Origin of the sequence: Actinomadura rupiterrae, from assembly GCF_024172125.1 — a bacterium.
Lineage (GTDB): Bacteria > Actinomycetota > Actinomycetes > Streptosporangiales > Streptosporangiaceae > Spirillospora > Spirillospora rupiterrae.
This window is the reverse complement of the sequence record NZ_JAMZEA010000005.1, coordinates 219698-244817: the sequence shown is the minus strand read 5'-3', so window position 1 is coordinate 244817 and position 25120 is coordinate 219698. Positions and strand designations below refer to the sequence as shown.

Genomic DNA, 25120 nt, shown 5'->3' with positions numbered 1-25120 from the left:
CGGGTGTCGGACTTTGGCGCGTCTCCGTTAGGAGGCGCGTTTTTTGTGTCGGGTTGGCTACGTGGTCGTCCCCGTCCCCGGTTGGGGACGGGGACGGGGGTGTTAGGGGCGTTTTCTGGGGAGGTGGGTGCGGGTGAGGGTGATGAGGTGGGCCAGGGCTTGTTCGGCTCGGCCGGTGGCTCGGGCGGTGCGTTCGCCGGCCACGCGGGCGGCGTCGCGGGCCTCGGCGACCGTGGAGGCGGGCAGCAGCCGGGCGCGCCAGCGCGTGGTGGCCGTGGCGGACGAGGCGAACGCCGTGCGCATCGTCCGGACGTCGGCGCGGAGGACGTCGGTGGGCGGCGGGGGGCGGTCCGCGGGGGCGTAGCGGGCGAGCTCCTCGGCGGTGGCGATGCGGCGCAGCGCGGTGGCGGCGGTCTCGTCCAGGCCGAGCAGGTCGTCCAGGCGGCGGACGGTTGCGCGCGGCGTCTCGCTGGACGGCCAGGAGACGCCGTGGTCGATCGCGTCCGCGCGGAGTTCGCGCCACGCGGCGTGGGCCGCTTCGATGGGCGGCCGGGGCCCCCTCGGGCCGGTCGGACGGGACGTCTCGGGCCCCGGCGGCGGCTCCAGCGCGGCCGACCAGCGGCGGCGCCGGGTCAGGATCCGCACGGCCGGCGCGGCGGCCAGCAGCAGGACGACCAGGACGCCGCCCGCGATCCAGGGCGTGTAGTCCGGTCCGTGGTGCTTCGGCTTGGCGTTCAGCAGCGGGTTCCCGCCGACTCCGGGCAGGTCGTTGCGGTGCCGCTCGCCCGGCGACGCCGACGCGTGCGGACCCGACGACGTGGACGGCTCCGGCTGCGAGCCGGAGTTGCCGTTCCGGTTGGGGTCGGACCCTTCCGGAGGCAGCGAGTAGACCGGTTCGGTCGCCGTGCCCTGGCCCGTCGCGCCGGTCGGCGTCGGCTCGAACCGGACCCAGCCCGCGCCGTCGAAGTACAGCTCGGGCCAGGCGTGCGCGTCGCGCCCGCGCACCTCCCACTCGCCGGGACGCACCTCGCGGCCCGCGGTGTACCCGACCGAGACCCGCGCCGGGACGCCCAGCGTCCGGGCCATCACGGCCATCGCGGCGGCGAACTGCTCGCAGTAGCCGCGCTTGTCCTTGGTCAGGAAGTTCAGCAGGTCCGAGCCGTGCTCGGGGGTGCCGGCGTTCAGGTCGTAGCGGAACTCGCCGCCGGTGAACCACGCCTGGAGCTTCACGGCCGCCTCGTAGGCGTTCCGCGCGCCCTTGGTCTTCTGGGCGGCGATGTCGTGCACCTTGGACGGGACCGACTTCGGCAGCCAGACGTAGTCCGCGAGCTGCTCGCTGGTGTAGGAGTTGCCCGCGGCCAGGTCGGACGGCGACGGCAGCACGCGGCGGCTGGTCACGTCGAACGTCTTGCCGCCCGCGCCGTCCTGCAGCGAGTAGACCATCAGGGTCGGCGCGTGCACCCGCCAGTCGCCCTTGATCCGCACCTGCACCGGCGCGTACGGCATCGGGAGGAACTGCAGGTCCTTCAGGTCCTTGCTGACCTTGATCCGGGTGTCCACCGTCCGGGTCGGCGCGACGGTGAGGCCGGGCGGCGCGGGCAGCGGCGCGGAGGTCACCCGGTCCTTGGCGGTGCTCGGCACGCTGTAGGTCCAGCGGTCCCCGTCGAACCGGTCGAGCGCGTAGAGCCGCAGGTAGTCGGGCCGGTCGCTGTCGTTCGACCGGTAGGTGAGGACGACCCCGTCGTCCGGGTTGGTGAGCTGCTTGGACAGGCTGACCATCGGGTCGGGCGTGGTGACCGTCCGGGTGCCGTCGCCGCCGGTGCCCGCGCCCTTCCCGCCGAACACGCCGCGCGGGTGGATGCCCGGCACGGCCATCGGCAGCAGGACGGCGACCGCGACGGCGGCCAGCCCGATCCGGCGGCCGCTGCTGGCGAGGGCCGAGGCGTCCGGACGCTCCCGGTCGCCGGGCGTCTCCTCGTGCCAGCGCGGGGACGAGATCATCCGGCCCCAGCCGCCGACGCTCTCCCGCGCGTCCGCCATCAGCAGCGCGAGGAACCCGGCCGCGCCGAGCCCGAACGCGATCCAGTTCACGCCGTGCTCGCGGATCGCGGCGGGCACGCTGTACATGGCCAGCAGCGGCAGCCCGGCGGGCGCCGCCCGGCGCAGCCGCACGGCGAGCAGGTCGACGACGGTCGCGACCGCGCCGACGCCGATCGTGACGATCAGGTGCAGGCCCTGGCCGTCCGGGACGGGCGCGGCGTACCGGTTCGCGGTGGACCAGCCGTCGGCGATCAGCTCGCGCAGCCCGTCCAGGGACGCGGGCGTCGGGACGAACCCGAGCAGCGCCTGCCCGGGCGTGAACACCAGGGTGCAGTAGAGCAGCAGCGCGAGCGCCGGGCCGAGCGGGTCGAACACCGCCGGGATCCGCAGCCGCCGCACGGCGACCGCGCCCGCGCCGGCCGCGATGACCGCGCCGGCCGCGTGCCAGAACCACTGCCCGCCCATGAACAGCGGATACAGCCCGACCGACCCGGCCAGCGTGGCCAGCCCGGCCATGACCGTCATCCGGATCCTCATGCCGCGCCTCCGCCCCCGGTCCCCTGCGTGTAGCTGATGCCGGCGTCGACCGGCTCGGACGTCGCGGCCCAGGCCGCCGCCAGCTCCGTGGCCGTCCGGACGATGGCGACCCGCCACCCCGCGGCCCGCAGCACCCGCGCCGCCCCGACCCCCGGCACCTCGTCCGCCCCACCCGGCCGCTCGCCGCCTCGGCCGGTGCGCGCGGCGCCGGCCAGGTCTTCGAGCCCGCGGCCGGACGAGTCGTCCCAGCCGGTTCGCGGGTCCCCGTCCCCGCTGCCCCGCGCGTTGTTCCGGTGGGCGCGGGCATCGCTCGCGGCGGCGGCCTCCGGGTCGACCAGGATCGCCACGCACGCCGTCGTCCCGCGCCGGACGGCCGCGACCGCGCGCGCCTCATCCGGTGTGAGCAGGCCGAACACGGCCACGACTAGGCCGTCGCCGTCCCGGCCGGAACCGCCGATCAGGGCGGCCAGGCCCGCGTCCAGAGTGGTGAGGTCGCCGGGGCGCGCGACCGCCAGGGCGTCCAGCAGCAGCCCCTCGAACTCGCCCGCGTAGTCGGCGGACGCCGCGAGCCGCTCGCCCGCGTCGGTGACCAGGCGCAACGCCAACCCGGCCCGGCCGAGGTGCACGCCGACCGACGCGGTCGCCGACACCGCCTGCTCGAACGGCGCGCCGGGGCCCTCGCCGCCGTACGCCATCCGGCGGGTGTCCAGGAAGAGCGCGCCGCGGCTCTGCCAGTGCTGCTCCTCGCGCCGCACCATCAGCTCGCCGCGGCGCGCGGTGGACCGCCAGTGGACGCGCCGCAGGTCGTCGCCGTGCCGGTACTCGCGCGGCGCGACGTCGTCCTCGCCCGCCGTGGAGACCGTCCGGGCGAGGCTGTCGCCGCCCCCGGCCCACGCCCCGGCGATCCGTCCGGACGGCAGCGGCACGATCGCCGGGGTGACCGTCAGCGTGTCGGTGAGGCTGAACGAGCGGACCAGCTCGACCATCCCGAACGGGTCGGCGAGCCGGACGGTCAGCGGCCCGACCCGGAACCGCCCGCGCACGTCCGACCGGATGCGGTAGCTCAGCTCGCGCGACCCGCGCGGCTCGATCCGGTCGATCACGAACCGGGGCCGGCCGCCGAGCGCGAACGGCACCCGGTCCTCGACCATCAGGAGCCCGCTCGGCAGCCGGGACACGTTCTCCAGCCGCAGCTCCGCGCGCGACTCGTGCCCCACCGGCAGCCGCGGCGGGTCGAGCCGCCGCGCGCACGCCAGCCGGTACCGGGTCCGCGAGACGCCCCAGGTGCAGATCAGCGGCAGCGCCAGGACCAGCACCCCGGCGCGCAGCAGGTCCCGCTCGCCGAGCACGAACGCGCACACGATCGCGGTCGCGCCGGCCGCCACGAACGACCGGCCCCGCGTCGTCAGACCCGCCAAGGCCCGTCGCACCGCGTCACCCCCGGGGGGACGGGACGGGCAGCCGGTGCACCAGCTCGGTGACCACGTGCTCGGGCCGCCGCCGCTCGACCTGCGCCTCGGCGGTCGGCAGCAGCCGGTGCGCCAGCACCGGGACGGCCAGCTCCTGGACGTCGTCGGGGAGCACGTAGTCGCGGTCGTCCAGCGCCGCGTACGCGCGCGCCGCGCGCACGAGGTGGAGGGTCGCCCGCGGGGACGCGCCGAGCCGCAGCTCCGGGTGGTTGCGCGTCGCGGTGACCAGGTCGATCGCGTACTGCCGGACGGACGCGGCGACGTGCTGGCGCCGCACCACCTCGATCAGGTCCCGGACGTCGGCGGCGTGCGCGACGGGCTCCAGGTCGTCCAGCGGGTTCGCCTCGCCGTGCGCGTCCAGCATCTCCAGCTCGGCGGCGGGGTCGGGGTACCCCATCGAGATCCGGGCGGTGAACCGGTCGCGCTGCGCCTCGGGGAGGGGGTAGGTGCCCTCCATCTCCACCGGGTTCTGCGTCGCGATCACCATGAACGGGCGTTCCAGCGGGTAGGTCGTGCCGTCCACCGTGACCTGGCGCTCCTCCATGCACTCCAGCAGCGCCGACTGGGTCTTGGGGGAGGCGCGGTTGATCTCGTCGCCGACCACGATGTTGGCGAACACCGGGCCCGGCTTGAACTCGAACTCGCGCAGCTCCTGGTTGTAGGCGCTGACCCCGGTGATGTCGCTCGGCAGCAGGTCGGGCGTGAACTGGACGCGGCGCACCGAGCAGTCGACCGACCGGGCCAGCGCCTTGGCGAGCATCGTCTTGCCGACACCGGGGACGTCCTCGATGAGCAGGTGGCCCTCGGCGAGCAGCACCGTCAGCGCGAGCCGCACCGCCCTGGGCTTGCCCTCGACCACCGTCTCCACGGCGTCCCGGATGCGGCCGCTCACCCTGGCCAGGTCGTCCAGCCCGCCGCCGCCCAGGCCGCGCGAACCGTCCGCCGGGCGGGGCACGGACGCCGAACGCCCGGTCCCGGTCGACGGGTCCCCGTGCATCCCTACTGCCACCAACAACCCTCCTCAGCCGTCCGGGCCGCCCCGACGGCGCCGCGGTGCGCCCCCCGAACGGCCGCCGCGCCGCGTCCTCGGCTGAGGATCGGCCGCGCCGCCGCCGTTCCACCGGCGGGCGCCGCCTCCGGTGCTCCACCGACAGTACGTCTCCCCGCCGACGGCCGCGATGGCCGTGGGGAACGGGAGCCCATTGTGCTCCACCGGAGCGGTCGCCACAGCCCGCGCGGCGCTCCACTTTCCCCCAGCGGACGCCCGGACGGGGGGTTCCGGACGCCCGTCCGGGACGGCCGGAAACGCTCCGGGCTGCGTCAGGACGCGGTGTCAGGACCTTCCGGCCAGGGGGTTCCACGGCCTTCCGGCCGGGGTGCGGCAGGACCGTCCGTCCGGGATGTGTCAAGACCCCGCGACGGCCGCTCGTCTGCGGGCCGCCCGCCGCGCCCCACCCCGCCCCCTCGCCACCCCACCCCGGCTGACCTGCGGAATCGTTCGCGAAATCGGCGCGCGGCAGGTGTTTTCGTAGTTGACGGTGGGGAAGAGTGGAGTAGAGTGGGGCGCCGTGGGGAGCAGTAGCGCCCCATGCGGCGCGGGAGGTGGGGCCGGTGTTCCTCGGCACCCATACGCCGCGCCTCGACGACAAGGGACGACTGTTCCTGCCGGCGAAGTACCGCGAGGAGCTGTCGGGGGGATTGGTGATCACGAAGGGCCAGGAACGCTGCCTGTACGTCTTCCCCATGGCGGAGTTCCAGCGCATCACCGAGGCGCTTCGTGCCGCGCCGGTCACCGAGCGCACCGTGCGGGCCTACAGCCGGGTCTTCTTCGCGAGCGCATCCGACGAGGTCCCCGACAAGCAGGGCCGGATCACGATCCCACCCCCGCTGCGGAAGTACGCCGGGCTCACCCGCGACTGCACGGTCATCGGCGCGAACTCGCGCCTGGAGATCTGGGACAGCGGCGCCTGGGAGTCCTACCTCGAACAGGAGGAGCAGGCGTTCGCCGACATCTCCGAGGAGGTGTTGCCCGGGATTCTCTGACGATCTGCTGAGCGTCGGTCGCGACGACCGGCACTGGCCCGCGTTCGGCCAGGTCTCCAGCCGCTCTCCAGGCCCTCTGGCGCAGCTTCCCCGGCGCCAGAAGGCACCCCCCGCGGTGACGCGGTGATCTTCCTCAAAGGGCAGCGGATGGGGACCTGGCCGGACGAGGCCGCCGGGGTGCCCGCACAGGGGGTTTCACAGGGCACCCGCACCGGCAGGCCGCGCACCGGCCCGCACGCGGGCCGAGCGGCCGACGATGCCACGCATTCCGCGAGCGAGGTGGCACCGACATGGGGGGTGGAGCATGGACGTGGGCGACCACGCGGCGGACGCCGGTCACGTTCCGGTACTGATCGACCGCGTTCTCGAGATTCTGGCGCCCGCCGTCCAGGCCGCCGCCGACTCCGGGCGCACACCCGTCTACCTGGACGGGACGCTCGGCATGGGCGGCCACGCCGAGGCCATGCTGACCGCCCACCCGACGCTCCGCCTGATCGGCCTGGACCGGGACACCTACGCGCTGGAGCGCTCCGCCGCGCGGCTGGAGCGCTTCGGCGACCGGGTCTCGCTCGTCCACGCCGTCTACGACGACGTCCCGGCGGTCCTGGACCGGCTGGGCGTGCCCGCGGTCGACGCGTTCCTGTTCGACCTGGGCGTCTCCTCGCCGCAGCTGGACGAGGCCGAGCGCGGCTTCGCCTACTCCTACGACGCGCCCCTCGACATGCGGATGGACCGCACGCAGGCCCTCACCGCCGCCGAGGTCGTCAACACCTACCCGCCCGCCGAGCTCGCCCGCATCCTGCGCGAGTACGGCGAGGAGCGGTTCGCCCAGCGCATCGCGTCCGCCATCGTGCGCGAGCGCGCGAAGGAACCGTTCGAGTCGACCGCACGCCTCACCGAGCTCGTCCGCACCGCGATCCCGGCCGCGACCCGCCGCACCGGCGGCAACCCGGCCAAGCGCACCTTCCAGGCGCTGCGCATCGAGGTGAACGGCGAGCTGGAGATCTGGCGCCGGGCGCTGCCCGCCGCCCTCGACGCGCTCCCGGTCGGCGGCCGGGTCGCCGTGCTCAGCTACCACTCGCTGGAGGACCGCATCACCAAGCAGGTCCTCGCCGCGGCCACCGCCGACCACACCCCGCCGGACCTGCCCGTCCCGCTCCCGGAGTACCAGCCGCGCTTCCGGCTGCTGACCCGCGGTGCCGAGGTGGCGTCCGAGTCCGAGACCGAGACCAACCCACGGGCCGGATCGGTGCGGCTGCGCGCCGCCGAGCGGGTCCGGGAGGCCACATGAGCACACGGACACGCCAGCCGGGGACCGCGACCCCGCCCGTGCCCACGCAGCGCCGCGAGCGCCGCCGCCGGCCCGAGCCCCGCACCCGCACCGCGGAGCCACCCGCACGCCCGACCGACGACGCCGCACCGACCCGCGGCGAAGCCGCCCCGCGCGAAGCCACGCCCACGCGCGCAGGGACGTCCGCCCGCCAAACCACACGCTCACGCGACGGCAGCACCTCACGCGAAGCCACGCCCACGCGCGGAGGGGCCTCGACGCGCGAAGGGACGCGTTCACGGGATGGGGCGTCCACCCGGGGGGGCTCGGGTTCGCGCGGGGGTGCGGGGGTCAAGAGGCGGCCGGGGGGCGAGCCTGCGACCAAGGCGCGTGCCACGAAGACGGCCCCGTCGGGGGCGGCGCGGCGGACGGCTCGGGCGGTGCGGCAGTCGGCGCCGCCGCGGACGCCGTTCGTGCTGCTCATCGTGGGACTGCTGGGCGGCGCGCTGGCCAGCCTCCTGCTGCTCAACACCGTGCTCGCCGAGGACGCGTTCACGCTGTCCCGGCTGCAGCAGAACAACAAGCTGCTCGACCAGCAGCGGCAGCAGATGCAGAGCGACATCGCGCGGGAGGAGGCGCCGGCCTCGCTGGACGCCAAGGCCCGCGGCTACGGCATGCGGCCGCCGACGCAGCCCGCGTGGATCTCGCCGGACGGCACGGTGACCGGGACGCGCGGCGTGCGCCCGGTGCCGAACGCCGCCGCGGCGACCGCGGGCGCGGCGGGCGTGCTCGGCGTGCCCGGCGCGATCATCCCGGGCGAGGGCGTGCCGAGCGCGCCCGGCGCGGGCGACGGCGGTCAGGGGGCGCCGTGAGGACGCCTCGGGAGGCGCGGTGAGCAGGCGTCCGGCCGGTCCGCCGTCCGGGCGCGGGCGGGGGCCCCAGGGCCGGGGACCGCGCGGCTCGGGCGGCGCACCGCCCCGGCGGCCGGCGCGTAACGACATGGTCCCGCCGCCGCGTCCCAAGAAGGACGGCGACGGCGGCAAGACCCGCGACAAGTCCGAGCCCAAGCCTCGCGACGCGTCCTCGCGCTCGCGGGACGGCGCGGACGGCTCGTCCCGCACCCGCGAAGGCCGCAACGCCAAGGACGCCCCCACCCGCGACGGCAAGGGCGCCTCCTCGCGCACCGGCCGCGACGGTAAGGGTGGTTCCTCGCGCGCCGGCGCGAGTGGTTCCGGCCGCGGCGGTAGTGAGGGCAAGGGCGGTTCCGGGCGTAGCGGCAAGGGCGCCTCGACACGCAGCGGCGCAGGCGGCTCCGGCCGGGCCGGTAGCACCGGCGCGAGCGGTTCCGGCCGCGGCGGTAGCGGTGGCACGGGCGGTTCCGGCCGAGGTGGGCGTGCTGGGAAGGCTGCTTCTGGGCGCGGTAAGGGGGCCACCTCGCGGATGCGTGAGGGGGCGCCGCCGTCCGCGCGGACTCGGGACGGGCGCGCAGGTTCGGGCCGCGGACCCGGCCGGACGGGCGAGAGCCGCAGCGGCGGACGCGTGGACGGGCGCCGGACGCGCGCCGGGGCGCCGCAGCGCGGACGCGGCGGACCGCCGAGAAGGCCGCCCAGGCGCAAGATCAGGGTGCCGTTCCGGCGGCGCGACCCGATGAAGCGGCTGAACGCGGGCCTGCTCGCCGTCGCGTTCGTGCTGTCGCTGTTCGCCGGGCGGCTCGTCCAGCTCCAGACGATCGAGTCGGGGCACTACACGGCGCGGGCGCTGGAGCAGCGGCTCCGCAAGATCGACCTGCCCGCCGTGCGGGGCGACATCACCGACGCGCAGGGCAACCCGCTCGCGATGACGGTCGAGGCGCGGCTCATCTACGCCGACCCGAAGGTGATCAAGCCGGAGAAGCGGCAGCCGATCGTGAACGCGCTCGCGCCGATGCTCGGCGTCGATCCCGCCACCATGCTCAAACGGCTGTCCAAGCCGAACAGCCGGTACGAGGTGCTCGCCCACGGCGTCCGCCCCGACCAGGCGCGGCTCGTGCTGGGGATGAAGTTCCTCGGCATCGGGACGTATCCGGAGTACCGCCGCGAATACCCCAACGACTCGCTCGGCGCGGGCGTGATCGGGTTCGTGAACGCGGAGGGACGCGGCGGGGCAGGCCTGGAGTACTCGCTGAACAAGCAGCTCGCCGGGCGCGCCGGCTGGCAGCGGATCGAGATCAGCCCGGACGGCCAGCACATCCCGATGGGCGAGGACCAGAAGCGCCCGCCGGTGCCGGGCAAGGGCGTCCGGCTGACGCTGATGCGGGACGTCCAGTACAAGGCGCAGCAGGCGATCGAGGCGCAGGTGAAGGCGACCGGCGCGCGCAGCGGCAGCGTGATCGTGATGGACCCGCGCAACGGCCAGCTGCTCGCGATGGCGTCCGCGCCGGGCTACGACCCGAACGAGTACGGAAAGTCCGACTGGCGGCTGTGGGGGAGCCCGCTCGTCCAGGAGGCGTACGAGCCGGGCAGCACCGGCAAGGTCGTCACGGCGGCGGCGGTGCTGGAACGCGGCGGGATCACGCCCCAGACGCCGTTCAGGGTGCCCTACAGCGTCCGCAAGTACGACCGGACGTTCCACGACTCCGAGCAGCACAGGACCGAGAAGCTGACCTTCGCCGGGGTGCTGGCCAAGTCCAGCAACGTCGGGACGATCCTGGCCAGCGAGCACATCGACCAGAACACGCTGTACCAGTTCCTGCGCGACTTCGGGTTCGCCCAGAAGACCAACATCGGGCTGCCCGCCGAGACCGCCGGGCAGCTCCGGCCGCCGAACCAGTGGTCGGGCACCGACCGGTACCCGATCGCGTTCGGGCAGTCGATGTCGGTGAACGCGCTGCAGATGGCGAGCGTGTACTCCACGATCGCCAACGGCGGAGTGCGGGTCGCGCCGAACCTGGTCGCGGGCACGACGGGGGAGGACGGCTCGTTCACCCCGGCCGCCGCGCCCGCGCAGAAGCGGGTCATCAGCCCGCAGACGGCGCAGGAGATCCGGGACATGCTGGAGGGCGTCACCACCAAGGACGGCACCGCGCCGAAGGCGCAGATCCCCGGCTACCGGGTGGCGGGCAAGACCGGCACCGCGCAGATCGTCAACCCGAGCACCGGCACCTACGAGGACGGCGGCTACACCGCCTCGTTCGCCGGATTCGCCCCGGCGGACGCGCCGCAGCTGGTGGTCCAGGTCGTGCTCCAGCACCCGAGTAGGGGAAGCTACTTCGGTGGGGACGTCGCGGCCCCGGTGTTCCGGGACGTGATGGGCTTCGCGCTCCAGTCGCGGAAGATCCCGCCGAGCGGCAGCAGGGCGCCGTCGGTCAAGATCTACGCCGACGACTGAGCGAGCCGGTAGCCTGACCCGCCGTGAGCTCCGCACCGTTGACCCCGCACATCCGTCGAGAACCGGCTCCGGCCCGCACCGAAAGACACGCCATGCGCCCGACCTCCAACCCGGCCCGTCAGCTGACCGGCCTCGCGTCGACGCTGGGCCTCGCGGCCGCGGACGAGTGGTCCGGGGTGACCGTCTCGGGGATCACGCACGACTCGCGCGCGGTGCTGCCCGGCGACGTGTACGCGGCGCTGCCGGGCGCGCGCGTGCACGGCGCGCAGTTCGCCGTCCAGGCGGCCGAGAAGGGCGCCGCGGCGGTCCTGACGGACCCGACGGGCCGGGAGCGCGCCGAGCAGGCGGGGCTGCCCGTCCTGATCGTGGACGACCCGCGCGCGGTGCTCGGCACGGCGTCCTCGTGGGTGTACGGCGACCCGGTCGCCGACCTGACCCTGATCGGCGTGACCGGCACCAGCGGCAAGACGACCACGACGTTCCTGCTGGACGCGGGCCTGCGCGCGGCCGGGAACACCACCGGCCTGATCGGCGGCGTGGAGATCCGGGTCGGCGACGAGACCGTCCCCGGCGAGCTGACCACGCCCGAGTCGACCGACCTGCACGCGCTGTTCGCGATGATGCGCGAGCGCGGCGCCCGCGCGGCGGCGATGGAGGTGTCCAGCCACGCGCTGGAGCAGAACCGGGTCGGCGGCGCGCGGTACGACGTCGCGATCTTCAACAACCTGTCCCAGGACCACCTGGACTACCACCCGACGATGCGGGACTACTTCCTGGCGAAGGCGAAGCTGTTCACGCCCGCGTTCAGCCGGGTCGGCGTGGTGAACCTGGACGACCAGTACGGCCGCGAGCTGCTGGAGGTCGCGACCATCCCGACCACCACGTTCTCGGCGTCCGGCGACGCCGAGGCCGACTGGCGCGCGGTGGACGTCCGGATCGGCGCGGACGGCAGCGTGTTCCGCGTGCTCGGCCCGGGCGGCATCGAGGCCGACGCGTCCGTCCAGCTGCCCGGCCCGTTCAACGTGGCGAACGCGCTCGGCGCGATCGTGGCGCTGGTGGAGGCCGGGATCACGCTGCCGGTGGCGGTGCGCGGCGTCGCGTCGCTGACCGGCGTCCCGGGCCGCCTGGAGCGCGTGGACGAGGGCCAGGAGTACGTCGCGCTGGTCGACTACTCGCACAAGCCCGGCGCGGTCGAGGCGGTGCTCACCTCGCTGCGGAAGGTCACCGAGGGGCGGCTGACGATCGTGCTCGGCTGCGGCGGCGACCGGGACCGCGGCAAGCGCCCGCTGATGGGGGAGGCGGCGGTGCGGCTGGCCGACATGGCGTATTTCACCAACGACAACCCGAGGTCGGAGGACCCCCTGGCGATCCTCGCCGCTATGGTCGAGGGCGGGCTCAAGGTCCCGCAGTCCGAGCGCGCGCACCTCGTGGTCGAGCCCGACCGCGCCGCCGCGATCGCGCTGGCGATCGGCCGGGCCCGCCGCGGCGACGTCGTGGTCGTCGCGGGCAAGGGCCACGAGCAGGGCCAGTACGTGGCCGGCGAGGTGCACCCGTTCGACGACCGGCGGGTCGTCCGCGCGGCGATCCGGGCCCAGCAGGACCGCGCGCGCGACCGGGACCGGACCGCGGACCCGGGCGCGCCGTCCGGCCGGGACGGCTCCGCCTGGGATGCTTCCGACCGGGACGCGTCCGACCGGGACGCACTCGGAAGGGACGCACCCGACAGGGACGCACCCGACAGGGACGCACCCGACAGGGACGCACTTGGAAGGGACGCACCCGGAAGGGACGCGCCGGGCCGGGACGCCTCGGGCGCGGACGCGTCCGGCCGGGACCCGGCCGGGCGAACCCGGGCGGGCACTGGCGCGTCGAACGGGCAGGACGTGAGAGGGGACGGGACGCAGGCGTGATCCCACTTCCGCTGTCGACGGTCGCCGAGCTCACCGGCGGCACGGTGACCGGCCTTCCGCCGGACGGGCCCGAGCCGGTGGTGCGCGGCCCCGTGGTGATCGACTCCCGGGAGGCCGTTCCGGGCGCGCTGTTCGCGGCGCTGCCGGGCGAGCGCGCCGACGGGCACGACTTCGCCCCGGCGGCCTTCGCCGGGGGCGCGAGCGCCGTCCTGGCGGCCCGCCCGGTGGACGGTCCGGCCGTGGTGGTGCCGGACGTCCAGGAGGCGCTCGGGCTGCTCGCCCGCGGCGTCCTGGCCCGGCTGCCGGACGCCGTCGTGACCGGCGTGACCGGCTCGGCGGGCAAGACCTCCACCAAGGACCTGATCGCCCAGGTGGTCGAGCGGGCCGGGCCGACGATCGCGCCGGTCGGGTCGTTCAACAACGAGATCGGGCTGCCGCTGACCGCGCTGCGCGCCGACGAGGGCACCCGGCACCTGGTGCTGGAGATGGGCGCCCGCGGCATCGGCCACATCGCCTACCTGTGCGGCATCGCGCGGCCCGCGATCGGCGTGGTGCTGAACGTCGGGTCGGCGCACCTCGGCGAGTTCGGCTCCCGGGAGGCCGTCGCGCAGGCGAAGGGCGAGATGGTCGAGGCGCTGCCCGCGTCCGGCACGGCCGTCCTGAACGCCGACGACCCGCTGGTCGCGGCCATGGCGAGCCGCACCGAGGCGCAGGTCGTCACGTTCGGCCGCGGCCCGGACGCGACCGTCCGCGCCGTCGACGAAGACCTGGACGAGGCCGGACGAGGCCGGTTCACCCTGGTCACGCCCGAGGGCGAGGCGAAGGTGGCACTGCGCCTGGCGGGCGCGCACATGGTCCCGAACGCGCTGGCCGCCGCCGCCGTGGCGCGCGCCGCCGGGATGGGCGTCGCGGACGTCGCGGACGCCCTCTCGGCCGCGGGGCCGCGCAGCCGCTGGCGGATGGAGGTCACCGACCGCCCGGACGGCGTGACGGTGATCAACGACGCGTACAACGCCAACCCCGAGTCGACCCGCGCCGCGCTGGACGTGCTCGCGCACCTCGCGCGGGGCCGCCGGGCCTTCGCGGTGCTGGGCGAGATGGCTGAGCTCGGTGACACCTCGGTCGCGGAACACGCCAAGATCGGGCAGCATGTCGCGCGCAGCGGAGTCGCCGGCCTCGTGGTCGTCGGGGACGCCGCCGCGCCGGTGGCCGAAGGGGCCGCGCAGGTGGCGGCATGGACGGGAGAGTTGGTACAGGTGGATGACGTCGGCGCGGCGGTGACCGCGCTCAGCGGGCGGCTCCGGCCGCACGACGTCGTACTGGTGAAGGGGTCCCGGGTCGCGGGCCTGGAACGGGTCGCCGCGGCCCTGCTGCCGGAGGCGGCCGGGCCGGACGGGGCCGCGCCGGACGCGCCCGCGGGGGGTGCCCGGGCATGACCAACATCATCATCGCCGCCGGGGTCGCCCTGCTGTTCGGCATGGTCGGCACGCCGGTGTGGATCCGGATCGTGAACCGGCTCGGCTACGGCCAGATGATCCGCCAGGAGGGCCCGGAGGCCCACCTGAAGAAGCGCGGCACCCCCACCATGGGCGGCACGGTGTTCGTCCTCGGGTCGCTCGTCGGGTACGGCGCGGCGCACCTGCTGACCGGCACCAGCCCGACCGTCTCGGGCGGCCTGGTGCTGTTCCTGATGACCGGGCTCGGCGCGGTCGGCTTCGTGGACGACTACATCAAGGTCTTCAAGCAGCGCAGCCTCGGCCTGCGCTCCGGCGCCAAGATGATCGGGATCATCCTGGTCGGCGTCGTGTTCGCGGTCGGGTCGCTGAACTTCCCGAACCACCTGGACGTCACCCCCGCCGACGCGCACCTGTCGTTCCTGCGCGACTTCGGCCCGTCGATCGGCGCGATCCCGTTCGTGATCTGGGCGCTGCTGCTGATCGCCGCGACGTCCAACGGCGTGAACCTCACCGACGGCCTGGACGGCCTGGCCGCCGGCCCGTGCGCGATGGTGCTGGCCGCCTACGTGTTGATCGGCAACTGGCAGCTGCGCAACTCCTGCGAGTTCGCGCTCGCGCCGAACTGCTACAACGTGCGTGACCCGCTCGACCTCGCGGTCGTCGCGGCGGCCGTGCTCGGCGGCGTGTTCGGCTTCCTGTGGTGGAACGCGCCCCCGGCGAAGGTGTTCATGGGCGACACCGGCTCGCTCGCCCTCGGCGGCGTCCTGGTGGGCCTGGCGATCCTGACCCGCACCCAGTTCCTGCTCGGCGTGCTGTCCGGCCTGATCGTGATGATCACGCTGTCGGTGATCATCCAGGTCGGCGGGTTCAAGATGACCAAGAAACGGGTCTTCAAGATGGCGCCCCTGCAGCACCACTTCGAGCTGTCGGGATGGGCCGAGACCACGATCGTCGTGCGGTTCTGGCTGATGTCCGCGCTGTTCACGGCGATCGGCCTGGGCCTGTTCTACCTGGAATGGATGCCCAAGAAGTGACGCAGCAGCCGCCCGAGCCGCCGCAGGCCCGCGAGCCGGACGAAGGGCGCAAGCCGGACGAAGGTGGCCAGTCGTTCGAAGGCGGCGAGTCGTTCGAGGGGCGGCGGGTCGTCGTCGCGGGCCTCGGGGTCTCCGGACGGGCCGCCGCGCGCGTCCTGGCCGGGCGCGGCGCGCACGTGACGATCGTCGACGCCCGCGCGGACGACGCGTCCCGCGAGCAGGCGGCAGAGCTCGAAGCGCTCGGCGTGACCGTCCGGCTCGGTGACGGCGACACCCTCCCCGAGGGGACGGACCTGGTCGTCACCTCGCCGGGATGGAAGCCGGACGTGCCGCTGCTGGCCGCCGCCGCGTCCGCCGGGATCGAGATCTACGGCGAGGTCGAGCTGGCGTGGCGGCTGCGTCCGGCGGGCGCGGCGCCCTGGCTCGCCCTGACCGGCACGAACGGCAAGACCACCTGCGTCCGGATGCTGACGGAGATCCTCGTAGCCGCCGGGCACGACGCGGTGGCGGTCGGGAACGTCGGCACGCCGATCGTCGAGGCGGTCCTGGAGGGCCACGACGTGCTGGCCGTGGAGCTGTCCAGCTACCAACTGCACTGGTCTTCCAGCCTCCGGCCGCTCGCCTCGGCGGTGCTGAACGTCGCGCCCGACCACATCGACTGGCACGGATCGTTCGAGGCGTACGCCGCGGACAAGGCGAAGATCTTCACCCCGGGCGCGGTCGCGGTCGTGAACGCCGACGAACCGGTCTCGGCCGGTCTCGGCCCGGCGGACGCCAAGGCGTTCACCCTCGCGATCCCCGCGCCGGGCCAGGTCGGCGTCGTGGAAGACCTCCTCGTCGACCGCGCCTTCGTGGACGACCCGGCCACCAGCGCCGCCGAGCTGGCCGAGCTGGCCGATGTCAAGCCGTTCGCCCCGCACAACGTCGCCAACGCGCTCGCGGCGGCGGCCCTGGCCCGCGCCTTCGGCGTGCCGCCCGAGGCCGTCCGCGCGGGCCTGCGCGCGTTCGTGCCCGACCCGCACCGCATCGCGCACGTCGCGACCGTGGACGGCGTCGACTACGTGGACGACTCCAAGGCCACCAACCCGCACGCCGCCGCGTCCTCGCTGGCGGCCTGCCGGTCCGCGGTGTGGATCGCGGGCGGCCTGCTGAAGGGCGCCGACGTGGACGACCTGGTGGCGTCCTGCGCCGACCGGCTCCGCGCGGCCGTGCTGATCGGCCGCGACCGGGCGCGGATCGCCGAAGCACTCGCGCGACACGCGCCGGATGTCCCCGTCGTGGACGTTCCGGACACCGACACTGGGGCGATGGACCGAGTCGTGACCCGCGCCGCCGCCCTCGCCGAACCCGGCGACACCGTGCTGCTCGCCCCGGCGGGCGCCTCCTTCGACATGTTCACCAGCTACGGCGCGCGCGGCGACGCGTTCGCCGACGCGGTCCGCAGGCTTTCCGAGCAGGCGTCCGCGCGCGCATGAGCGCGGTGCCCGCCCGGGAGCGGGACCAGGCGAAGACCGGCGGCGACGGCGCCGCGCGGCCCCGGCCGCGCGAGCAGGTCGCCGCCGCCGTCGGGCTGCTGGACCGCCCGCTCACCTCGTACTACCTGGTGCTCGGCTGCTCGGTGATGCTGCTCGGGCTCGGCCTGACCATGGTGCTGTCGGCGTCCAGCGTCAAGCAGCTGCAGGAGACCGGCTCGGCGTACACGCTGGTGCAGAAGCAGGCCATGTGGATGGCGATCGGCCTGCCCGGCATGTGGGCGGCGTCCCGGCTGCCGCTGAAGGGGTTCCGCGCGCTGGCGTTCCCGATGCTGCTGCTGTCGGTCGCCGCGCTCACGCTGGTGCTGGTGCCCGGCCTCGGCCGCGCGGCCGGCGGCGCGACCCGCTGGATCAGCCTCGGCCCGATCCAGATCCAGCCGTCCGAGCCCGCCAAGCTCGGCCTGGTGCTGTGGGGCGCCGACCTGCTCGCCCGCAAGGAGCGGCTCGGCCAGCTCACCGAGTGGCGGCCGCTGCTGATGCCGCTGCTGCCCGGCGCGGGCCTGCTGGTGCTGCTGGTCATGCTCGGCAACGACCTCGGCACCACGCTGGTGCTGCTCACGATCTTCCTCGCGCTGCTGTGGGTGGTCGGCGCGCCCGGCCGGCTGTTCGTCGGCATCGCCGGGCTCGTCAGCCTGCTGGTGTCGATCCTGATCGTGGTCGAGCCGTACCGGATGCAGCGGCTCACCGGCTTCCTCGACCAGTCCGGCAACCAGCTCACCTTCAACTACCAGGGCTCCCAGGGGCTGCAGGCGCTCGCGTCCGGCGGCCTGTTCGGCACCGGGCTGGGGGAGGGCCGCGCCAAGTGGGACTTCCTGCCGCACGCGGAGACCGACTTCATCTTCGCGATCATCGGTGAGGAGTTCGGGCTGGTCGGCACGCTGGTCGTGCTCGGCCTGTTCGGGCTGCTCGCCTACGCCGGGCTGCGCATCGCGCGCCGCGTCAAGGACCCGTTCACCCGGCTCGCGGCGGCGGGCGCGACGGCCTGGCTGGTGGTGCAGGCCATCGTGAACATCGGCGCGGTGATCGGTGTGCTGCCCATCACAGGCATCCCGCTGCCCCTGGTCTCCTACGGCGGATCGGCCCTCATCCCCACGCTGATCGCGCTCGGGATGCTGCTGGCCTTCGCCAAGCGGGAGCCCGGCGCCAGGCAGGCGCTCGCCGCGCGCGGCCCCGGACCGCTGTCGCGGGCCCTAAGCTGGCTAGGACTCGGGCCGCGGGGGTCCTGATCGGACGGAACCGGGGGCGGCCCGTCCGCGAGCGACGCGCACGCCCGCAGACCGAACACGCTGAGGACACGCTGAGGAGTTGTCAACGAGCATGAGGGTTGTCCTGGCCGGCGGCGGCACCGCCGGACACATCGAGCCCGCCCTGGCCCTCGCCGACGCGCTGCGCCGCCACGACCCGAACACCGGGGTCGTCTGCCTCGGCACCGAGCGCGGCCTGGAGACCCGGCTGGTCCCGCAGCGCGGCTACGAGCTCGCCCTGATCCCCCCGGTGCCGCTGCCCCGCACGCTGACCCCGCAGCTGCTCACCGTCCCCGGACGGCTGCGCGGCGCGATCAACGCGGCCGCGAACGTGCTGGACCAGGCGCAGGCGGACGTGCTGGTCGGCTTCGGCGGCTACGTCGCCACCCCCGGCTACCTGGCCGCGCGCAAGCGCAAGGTGCCGATCATCGTGCACGAGGCGAACCCGAAGCCGGGCCTGGCCAACAAGCTCGGCTCCCGGTTCACCGACCACGTGGCCGTGTCGCACCACGACTCGCCGCTGCCGAACGCCAAGTTCGTCGGCATCCCGCTGCGCCGCGAGATCGCCAACCTGGACCGGATGGCGATGGGCGACAAGGCCCGCTCCTACTTCGGCCTGCTGCCCGAGCTGCCGACCCTGCTGATCTTCGGCGGGTCGCAGGGCGCGCGGTCGCTGAACCGCGCCGCGGTCGCCGCCGCGCCCGCGTTCCGCGCCGCCGGGATCCAGGTGCTGCACATCGTCGGCCCGAAGAACCAGGAAGTGCCTGAGCCCGCCCCCGCCGGCGGCCCGCAGTACGTCACCATCCCCTACTGCGACCGGATGGACCTCGCCTACGCCGCCGCCGACATGGCGATGTGCCGCGCGGGCGCGATGACCTGCGCCGAGCTGTCGGCCGTGGCGCTGCCCGCGGTGTACGTCCCGCTGCCGATCGGCAACGGCGAGCAGCGGCTGAACGCCGAGCCGATCGTGCAGAACGGCGGCGGCCTGCTGGTGGACGACGCCGAGCTCAGCCCCGAGTGGATCGCCGGGCAGCTGATCCCGATCCTGCGCGACCCCGCCCGGGTGGCGAACATGTCCGAGGCGGCCGGCCGGATGGGCCGCCGCGACGCCGACGTGGCGCTCGCCCGGATGGTGTACGACGTCGTCCGCGCCGCCCAGCAGGGGCAGGGCCGATGAGCCTGGTCGACCCCGCGGCGGTGGTCCCGGCCGGCGAGCTCGGCCGGGTCCACTTCATCGCGATCGGCGGCGCCGGGATGTCCGGCATCGCGCGGATCATGCTGAAGCGCGGCATCACCGTGTCCGGCAGCGACGCGAAGGACTCCGAGCTGCTCGGGCAGCTCGGCGCGCTCGGCGCGAAGGTGTTCGTCGGGCACGACGCGTCCCACCTCGGGGACGCCGAGACCGTCGTGGTGTCCTCGGCGATCCGGGAGAGCAACCCCGAGCTGGCCGCCGCCCGCGCGCGGGGCCTGCGCGTCCTGCACCGGTCCGCGGCGCTCGCGTCGCTGATGGCCGGGCGGCGCGCGGTCGCCGTCGCCGGGACGCACGGCAAGACCACCACGACCTCGATGCTGACGGTCGCGCTCCAGCACGCGGGGGCCGACCCGTCCTACTGCATCGGCGGCCAGCTGGTCACGACCGGCCTCGGCGCGGACGAGGGCACCGGCGAGGTCTTCGTCGCCGAGGCGGACGAGAGCGACGGCTCGTTCCTGATGTACACCCCGCACGTCGCGGTGATCACCAACGTCGAGGCCGACCACCTGGACAACTACGGCGGCTTCGAGCAGGTCAAGGAGCTGTTCGCGAAGTTCGTCGGGCGGGTGGAGGACGGCGGCGCGGTCGTCGCCGGGGCCGACGACCCGGTCGCTCGCGAGCTGGCCGATCTGGCACGTTCCCGCGGCCTGCGCGTCCTGACCTACGGCGAGGCGGACGACGCCGACCTGCGCGTGACCGGATTCACGCCGCAGGGCCTCGGCTCCCGCTTCGTGATCGAAGGCACTCCGGAGGGGCTGGGCGAGGTCGTCCTCAACGTCCCCGGACGGCACAACTCCCTGAACGCGGCCGCCGTCGTCGCCGTCGCGCACGCGCTCGGCCTCGACCTCGCGGCCGTCCGCGAGGGGCTGCGAGGCTTCGGCGGCGCGATGCGGCGGCTGGAGCTGAAGGGCTCGGCGGCGGGCGTCGAGGTCTTCGACAGCTACGCCCACCACCCGACCGAGCTGACCGCCGACCTGTCCGCTACCCGCGACTACCTGGACGGACGGGACGGCGGCGGCCGCATCGTCGCGGTCTTCCAGCCGCACCTGTACAGCCGCACCCGGTTCTTCGCCGCCGAGTTCGGCGCGGCGCTGGGCCTGGCGGACGTCGCGGTCGTCCTGGACGTCTACGGCGCCCGCGAGGACCCGGAGCCCGGCGTCACCGGCGAGCTGATCTCCGCCCGCGTCCCGGACGGCACCGAGACCGTCTACGCCCCGGTCTTCGACGAGGTCCCGGCCGTCGTCGCCGCCCTGGCCCGCCCCGGCGACATCGTCATCACCCTCGGCGCCGGCGACGTCACCCGCCTGGGCCCCCAGATCCTCACCCACCTAACCCCCTCCTGACCCGCACCAGGCGGCTGCCACCCGCACGGCGGTTCCACGCGTGCGGTGGCTTTCGCCCGGGGTGGCCTTCGCGCGTGCGGCGGGTTTCGCTCGCGTGGCGAGCTTCTCGCGTGCGGTGCTTCGCAGCCGCGCGGGGCTCGTTGCGTTGCGCGGGGGCCGGAATCGGGGGTTCCGGACGGCCGGGGTGGGCGCATGGCGTGACGCGGTGGGCGGGTGGTGCGGCGTGGGGGCGTGGAAACGGGGCGTCCGGCGGCCATCCTTGAGGGCATGACCGAGGCTCGGACGAGGCGGCACGCGGTGCACGGCGGCGGACACGGACGGGACGCGGCGCGCGGGGCCGATGCGGCACGCGGGCGGGACGCGGCCGGGCGCGTTTCGGCGCGTGGTGGGCGGGGCGGCTCCGAGGCGTCCGGTCCGGATGGTCCGGAAGGGCGTGGTCCGGCGCGGCGGCGGGCGCCCTCGCGGCGGCGGCCGAACCGGTGGAAGGTCGCGTTCGTCACGTTGCTGGTCCTCGGCGTGCTCGGCGCGGCCGGGTGGGTGCTGCTCGGGTCGAAGCTGCTCGTCGTCCGCCACGTGGAGGTGACCGGGACGAAGCTGGCACCGCGCGACCGGGTGGAGGCGGCGGCCGGGATCTCGCTCGGCTCGCCCATGGCGAGGCTCGACACCGGCGCGGTGCGCGGCCGGGTGGAGCGGCTGCGCGAGGTCGCCTCGGCGAGGGTCGAGCGGAGCTGGCCCGCGACCGTCCGGATCGTGGTCACCGAGCGGACGCCGCGCGCCGTGGTCGCCGGGCGGGACGGCCGGTACTACCAGCTCGACGCGTCCGGGGTCACGGTCACCGACGGGACGAGCCGCCCGCCGGGCCTGCCGCTGCTGTCGGTGGCGTCGCCGGGGCCGTCCGACCCGTCCAGCCTGGCCGCGCTGCGCGTGGTCGAGGCGCTGCCGGGGGCGCTGCGGCAGAAGCTGGCCGAGGTGCAGGCGCCGTCGCCGGAGGCGGTCACGCTGCGGCTTTCGGACGGCCTGAGCATCGTCTGGGGTTCGAACGAGCGGACGTCCGAAAAGCTGCGCCTGGTGGACGCGCTGCGCCACTCGGCCGCCGGACGCTCGGCGAACACGATCGACGTGAGCTCGCCCGAAGTCGTCACCACGCACTGAGGCGCGTCCGTGCGGGGTAGGCGCGACCACGCTGGGTCAAACTTCCGGAACGCACAGTTCCCGTGTGTCGGAGCGCTTCGGGCGGCGCGATGGGGGAAGCTTGGAGCGGACCGGGGAGCGGGTCGGGGACGGCCGGTACCAACCGGGCAAGTCTCGCCAAGTCCGCGCACCGCGACACGCCGGGGCGGTTGGCGGGAGGTTAGTTGACCCTGGCCGTTAGCCCGCCCTACTGTCCGTATCAGTCATCAGGTTGACATAACTGTAAGCCTCAAGTTGAGGGTGAGGGTTTGTGCCGGGCTCCGCGCCCGGCCCGGTCCCGCCCGCGACTCGATTAGATAGCGAGCGGAAAGGCCCCTCGTCGTGGCAGCACCGCAGAACTACCTCGCGGTCATCAAGGTCGTCGGCATCGGCGGCGGCGGCGTCAACGCCGTCAACCGGATGATCGAGGAGGGACTCAAGGGCGTCGAGTTCATCGCGATCAACACGGACGCCCAGGCGCTGCTGATGAGTGACGCCGACGTCAAGCTGGACGTGGGCCGCGAGCTCACCCGGGGCCTCGGCGCGGGGGCCAACCCCGACGTCGGACGCAAGGCCGCCGAGGACCACCGGGAGGAGATCGAGGAGGTGCTCAAGGGCGCCGACATGGTCTTCGTCACCGCGGGGGAGGGCGGCGGCACCGGCACCGGCGGCGCGCCGGTCGTGGCGAACATCGCCCGCTCCCTCGGCGCGCTCACCATCGGCGTGGTCACCCGGCCGTTCTCGTTCGAGGGCAAGCGCCGCGCGATGCAGGCCGAGGCGGGTATAGAGACCCTGCGCGACGAGGTCGACACCCTCATCGTGATCCCGAACGACCGGCTGCTGTCGATCAGCGACCGCCAGGTCAGCGTGCTGGACGCGTTCAAGGCGGCCGACCAGGTGCTGCTCTCCGGTGTCCAGGGCATCACCGACCTGATCACCACCCCGGGCCTGATCAACCTGGACTTCGCCGACGTCAAGTCGGTCATGTCCGGCGCCGGCTCGGCGCTGATGGGCATCGGCTCGGCGCGCGGCGACGACCGCAGCGTGGCCGCGGCCGAGATGGCGATCTCCAGCCCGCTGCTGGAGGCCAGCATCGACGGCGCGCACGGCGTGCTGCTGTCCATCTCCGGCGGGTCCGACCTGGGCCTGTTCGAGATCAACGAGGCGGCGCAGCTGGTGTCCAACGCGGCCGCGCCGGACGCCAACATCATCTTCGGCGCGGTGATCGACGACGCGCTGGGCGACGAGGTCCGGGTGACCGTGATCGCGGCGGGGTTCGACGAGGGCCGCCCTACCAGGCCGGCGCCGGAGGCTGACGCGCGACGGGTTCCTCCGGCCCGGCAGAGCACCCCCAACCCGTCCCCGGCCCCGGCGCAGCCCGCGCCGCAGCCGCCCGCGAACCCGATCCCGAGCCGCGTCGGCCGCACCGCCGAGCCCGCGTCCGGGACGGGCCAGCCGCACCCGCAGCAGCACGGCCAGCAGCACGCGCAGCCGCACGGCCAGCAGCACCCGCAGGCGCACGGCCAGCAGCACGACCGGGCCGAGCGCCACCAGCCGGACGGGCGGCACGCGCCCACGGTCGCGCAGGCCGCGGCCGCCCCGGCTCCCGCGTCCGCCCCCGCGGCGCAGCCCGAGCGCCCGGCCGCGGCCCCCGCGCCGCAGCCGCAGGCCGCGCCCGCGCCCCCCGCGCAGGCGCCGGCCGGGCAGCCGTCCGCCGCGGCCGACCGCGACGACCGCCGGGCCGAGCCGGCCCCGGCGTCCGACGGCGCCCGCACGCCCTCGCCGCGGCCCGAGCCCGCCCCCTCCCGCGTGCACGCCGGCGAGTCCGGCAACGCCCCCGCGCCGTCCCGCAACCGCCGGGTCGTGTTCGAGGAGGACGACGACGACCTCGACGTGCCCGACTTCCTGAAGTGACCGTGACCTCCTCCCCCCGATTGATCACCCCGGTCGCGCTCGGCGACGGGGTGGGCGCGGCGTTCACCGGCCGGACCGGCGGGGTGAGCTCCGCGCCGTTCGCGGAGCTGAACCTCGGCGGCGCGGTCGGCGACGACCCGGCCGCCGTCCGCGCCAACCGCGACCGCGCCGCCGCCGCGCTCGGCGTCGAGGCCGGCCGCACGGTCTGGATGCGGCAGGTGCACGGCGCCGACGTCGCGTTCGTCAGCTCCCCCTCCGGCCCGGACGGCGCGGTCGACGGCATCGTCACCACCGTCCCCGGCCTGGTGCTCGCGGTGCTGGTCGCCGACTGCGCCCCCGTCCTGCTCGCCGACCCGGTCGCGGGAGTCGTCGGCGCGGCGCACTCCGGCCGCCCCGGCACGCTCCTCGGGGTCGTCCCCGCCCTGGTCGCGCGGATGCGCGAGCACGGCGCGGAGCCCGAGCGGGTGACCGGCGCGATCGGCCCCGCCGCCTGCGGCTCCTGCTACGAGGTGCCCGAGGCGATGCGCGCCGAGGTCGCCGCCCGCGTCCCCGCCGCGTACGCGACCACCTCCGCCGGGACGCCCGGCCTCGACATCCGCGCCGGCATCGTCGAGCAGCTCGCCGCCTGCGGCGTGACCGGCGTGCAGGTCGACCCCCGCTGCACCATCGAGACCCCCGACCTCTTCTCTTACCGGCGGGACGGCTCGACCGGCCGCTTCGCCGGGTTCGTATGGCTGAAGGACGACGAGAGCGATGACCCCGAGGACCTCTAGCGGCACGGCCGCCCGGCAGGACGAGCTGGCGGCCAACCTCGCGGAGGTCAGGGAGCGGATCGCCGCCGCCTGCGCCGCCGCGGGCCGCGCCCCCGAGGACGTCACGCTCGTCGGGGTCACCAAGACCTTCCCGGCGTCCGATGTGCGGCTGCTGGCCGGACTCGGCCTCACCCAGGTCGCCGAGAACCGCGACCAGGAGGCCGCCCCCAAGGCCGCCGAATGCGCCGATCTCGGCCTGACCTGGCATTTCGTGGGCCAGCTTCAGACGAACAAGGTCAAGTCGGTCGCGTCCTACGCCGGGGTCGTCCAGTCCGTGGACCGGTCCCGGCTCGTCCGCGCGCTGTCCCAGGCCGCCCTGCGGGAGGGCCGCACGCTGCGCTGCCTGGTGCAGGTCTCGCTGGACGAGAAGGAGGGCCGGGGCGGCGCGGCCCCGGCCGATGTGCCCGCCCTCGCCGACGAGATCGCCGGTGCGCAGGGCCTTGAGCTGGGCGGGCTGATGGCCGTCGCGCCGCTCGGCGAGGAGCCGCGGCCCGCCTTCGAGCGCCTCGCCCGGATCGGAAATGAGGTGCGGGCCGTCCACCCTGCTGCCACGATCGTGTCGGCGGGGATGAGCGGCGACCTGGAGGCCGCGATCGCGTGTGGCGCGACACACGTGCGTGTCGGCACGGCGTTGCTCGGTGGCCGGAGCGCAATCGTCAGGTAATGTCCCCCCAGTGGCGGCCGTCAGGACGGCGGTTTCCACAGGCAGGCGGAAGAGTCCGACGGC

The 25120-nt window shown here is 74.9% G+C and carries 17 protein-coding genes and 2 pseudogenes; 15 read left to right on the top strand and 4 right to left on the bottom strand.

The window, feature by feature from the left end:
- Positions 1-102: 102 nt before the first annotated feature.
- The 3 genes from FHU30_RS17985 to FHU30_RS17975 are packed head-to-tail and all read right to left on the bottom strand — an operon-like array spanning position 103 to position 5055.
- Complete coding sequence (locus tag FHU30_RS17985; protein ID WP_253877145.1) at positions 103-2577, bottom strand: transglutaminase TgpA family protein; 2475 nt, start codon at positions 2575-2577, stop codon at positions 103-105.
- Complete coding sequence (locus FHU30_RS17980; protein WP_253877144.1) at positions 2574-4007, bottom strand: DUF58 domain-containing protein; 1434 nt, start codon at positions 4005-4007, stop codon at positions 2574-2576. Before FHU30_RS17980 ends, FHU30_RS17985 begins: the two co-directional genes overlap by 4 nt.
- A gap of 4 nt (positions 4008-4011) precedes the next feature.
- On the bottom strand, positions 4012-5055 hold the full coding sequence (locus FHU30_RS17975) for an AAA family ATPase (protein ID WP_253877143.1): 1044 nt from the start codon (positions 5053-5055) through the stop codon (positions 4012-4014).
- A 602-nt stretch (positions 5056-5657) separates the two neighbouring features.
- On the opposite strand from FHU30_RS17975, the gene mraZ reads away from it, so the two are divergent.
- The 5 genes and pseudogenes from mraZ to FHU30_RS17950 all read left to right on the top strand — a co-directional run.
- Positions 5658-6089 (top strand): division/cell wall cluster transcriptional repressor MraZ, encoded by a 432-nt coding sequence (gene mraZ, locus FHU30_RS17970; protein WP_253877142.1) that lies wholly within the window; start codon positions 5658-5660, stop codon positions 6087-6089.
- Between the two features lie 304 nt (positions 6090-6393).
- The gene (gene rsmH, locus FHU30_RS17965; protein ID WP_253877140.1) at positions 6394-7380 is read left to right on the top strand and encodes a 16S rRNA (cytosine(1402)-N(4))-methyltransferase RsmH; all 987 of its coding nucleotides are present in this window, start codon (positions 6394-6396) and stop codon (positions 7378-7380) included.
- A 419-nt stretch (positions 7381-7799) separates the two neighbouring features.
- Positions 7800-8231 (top strand): cell division protein FtsL, encoded by a 432-nt coding sequence (ftsL, locus tag FHU30_RS17960; RefSeq protein WP_253877138.1) that lies wholly within the window; start codon positions 7800-7802, stop codon positions 8229-8231.
- Positions 8232-9006: 775 nt separating this feature from the next.
- On the top strand, positions 9007-10725 hold the full coding sequence (locus FHU30_RS17955; RefSeq protein ID WP_504928365.1) for a peptidoglycan D,D-transpeptidase FtsI family protein: 1719 nt from the start codon (positions 9007-9009) through the stop codon (positions 10723-10725).
- Positions 10726-10817: 92 nt separating this feature from the next.
- A pseudogene (locus FHU30_RS17950) lies at positions 10818-12326 on the top strand (UDP-N-acetylmuramoyl-L-alanyl-D-glutamate--2,6-diaminopimelate ligase); the annotation flags it as partial.
- Positions 12327-12472: 146 nt separating this feature from the next.
- On the opposite strand, the pseudogene FHU30_RS47665 reads toward FHU30_RS17950, so the two are convergent.
- Positions 12473-12586, bottom strand: a pseudogene (locus FHU30_RS47665) (hypothetical protein); the annotation flags it as partial.
- A 45-nt stretch (positions 12587-12631) separates the two neighbouring features.
- Between FHU30_RS47665 and FHU30_RS17945 the strand changes: the two are divergent.
- The 10 genes from FHU30_RS17945 to FHU30_RS17900 all read left to right on the top strand — a co-directional run bounded on the left by FHU30_RS17945 (position 12632) and on the right by FHU30_RS17900 (position 25057).
- The gene (locus tag FHU30_RS17945; protein ID WP_253877132.1) at positions 12632-14071 is read left to right on the top strand and encodes a UDP-N-acetylmuramoyl-tripeptide--D-alanyl-D-alanine ligase; all 1440 of its coding nucleotides are present in this window, start codon (positions 12632-12634) and stop codon (positions 14069-14071) included.
- Positions 14068-15126: a phospho-N-acetylmuramoyl-pentapeptide-transferase gene (gene mraY / locus FHU30_RS17940; protein ID WP_253877130.1), complete on the top strand. Its 1059-nt coding sequence runs from the start codon at positions 14068-14070 to the stop codon at positions 15124-15126. The genes FHU30_RS17945 and mraY overlap by 4 nt, the downstream gene beginning before the upstream one ends.
- Positions 15123-16601, top strand: coding sequence for a UDP-N-acetylmuramoyl-L-alanine--D-glutamate ligase (murD, locus tag FHU30_RS17935; RefSeq protein WP_308211328.1), 1479 nt, complete (start codon positions 15123-15125; stop codon positions 16599-16601). Before mraY ends, murD begins: the two co-directional genes overlap by 4 nt.
- Positions 16598-17884: a putative lipid II flippase FtsW gene (gene ftsW / locus FHU30_RS17930; RefSeq protein WP_253877128.1), complete on the top strand. Its 1287-nt coding sequence runs from the start codon at positions 16598-16600 to the stop codon at positions 17882-17884. Before murD ends, ftsW begins: the two co-directional genes overlap by 4 nt.
- A 91-nt stretch (positions 17885-17975) precedes the next feature.
- Positions 17976-19079: an undecaprenyldiphospho-muramoylpentapeptide beta-N-acetylglucosaminyltransferase gene (murG, locus tag FHU30_RS17925; protein WP_253877126.1), complete on the top strand. Its 1104-nt coding sequence runs from the start codon at positions 17976-17978 to the stop codon at positions 19077-19079.
- Positions 19076-20497 (top strand): UDP-N-acetylmuramate--L-alanine ligase, encoded by a 1422-nt coding sequence (murC, locus tag FHU30_RS17920; protein WP_253877125.1) that lies wholly within the window; start codon positions 19076-19078, stop codon positions 20495-20497. The genes murG and murC overlap by 4 nt, the downstream gene beginning before the upstream one ends.
- Before the next feature lie 267 nt (positions 20498-20764).
- Positions 20765-21649, top strand: coding sequence for a cell division protein FtsQ/DivIB (locus tag FHU30_RS17915; RefSeq protein ID WP_253877123.1), 885 nt, complete (start codon positions 20765-20767; stop codon positions 21647-21649).
- A 360-nt stretch (positions 21650-22009) separates the two neighbouring features.
- Positions 22010-23581 (top strand): cell division protein FtsZ, encoded by a 1572-nt coding sequence (gene ftsZ / locus FHU30_RS17910; RefSeq protein WP_253877122.1) that lies wholly within the window; start codon positions 22010-22012, stop codon positions 23579-23581.
- 2 nt (positions 23582-23583) lie between these two features.
- Complete coding sequence (gene pgeF, locus FHU30_RS17905; protein WP_253877121.1) at positions 23584-24354, top strand: peptidoglycan editing factor PgeF; 771 nt, start codon at positions 23584-23586, stop codon at positions 24352-24354.
- Positions 24335-25057, top strand: a complete 723-nt coding sequence (locus FHU30_RS17900) for a YggS family pyridoxal phosphate-dependent enzyme (protein ID WP_253877120.1) — start codon at positions 24335-24337, stop codon at positions 25055-25057. Before pgeF ends, FHU30_RS17900 begins: the two co-directional genes overlap by 20 nt.
- The last annotated feature ends 63 nt before the right edge of the window (positions 25058-25120 follow it).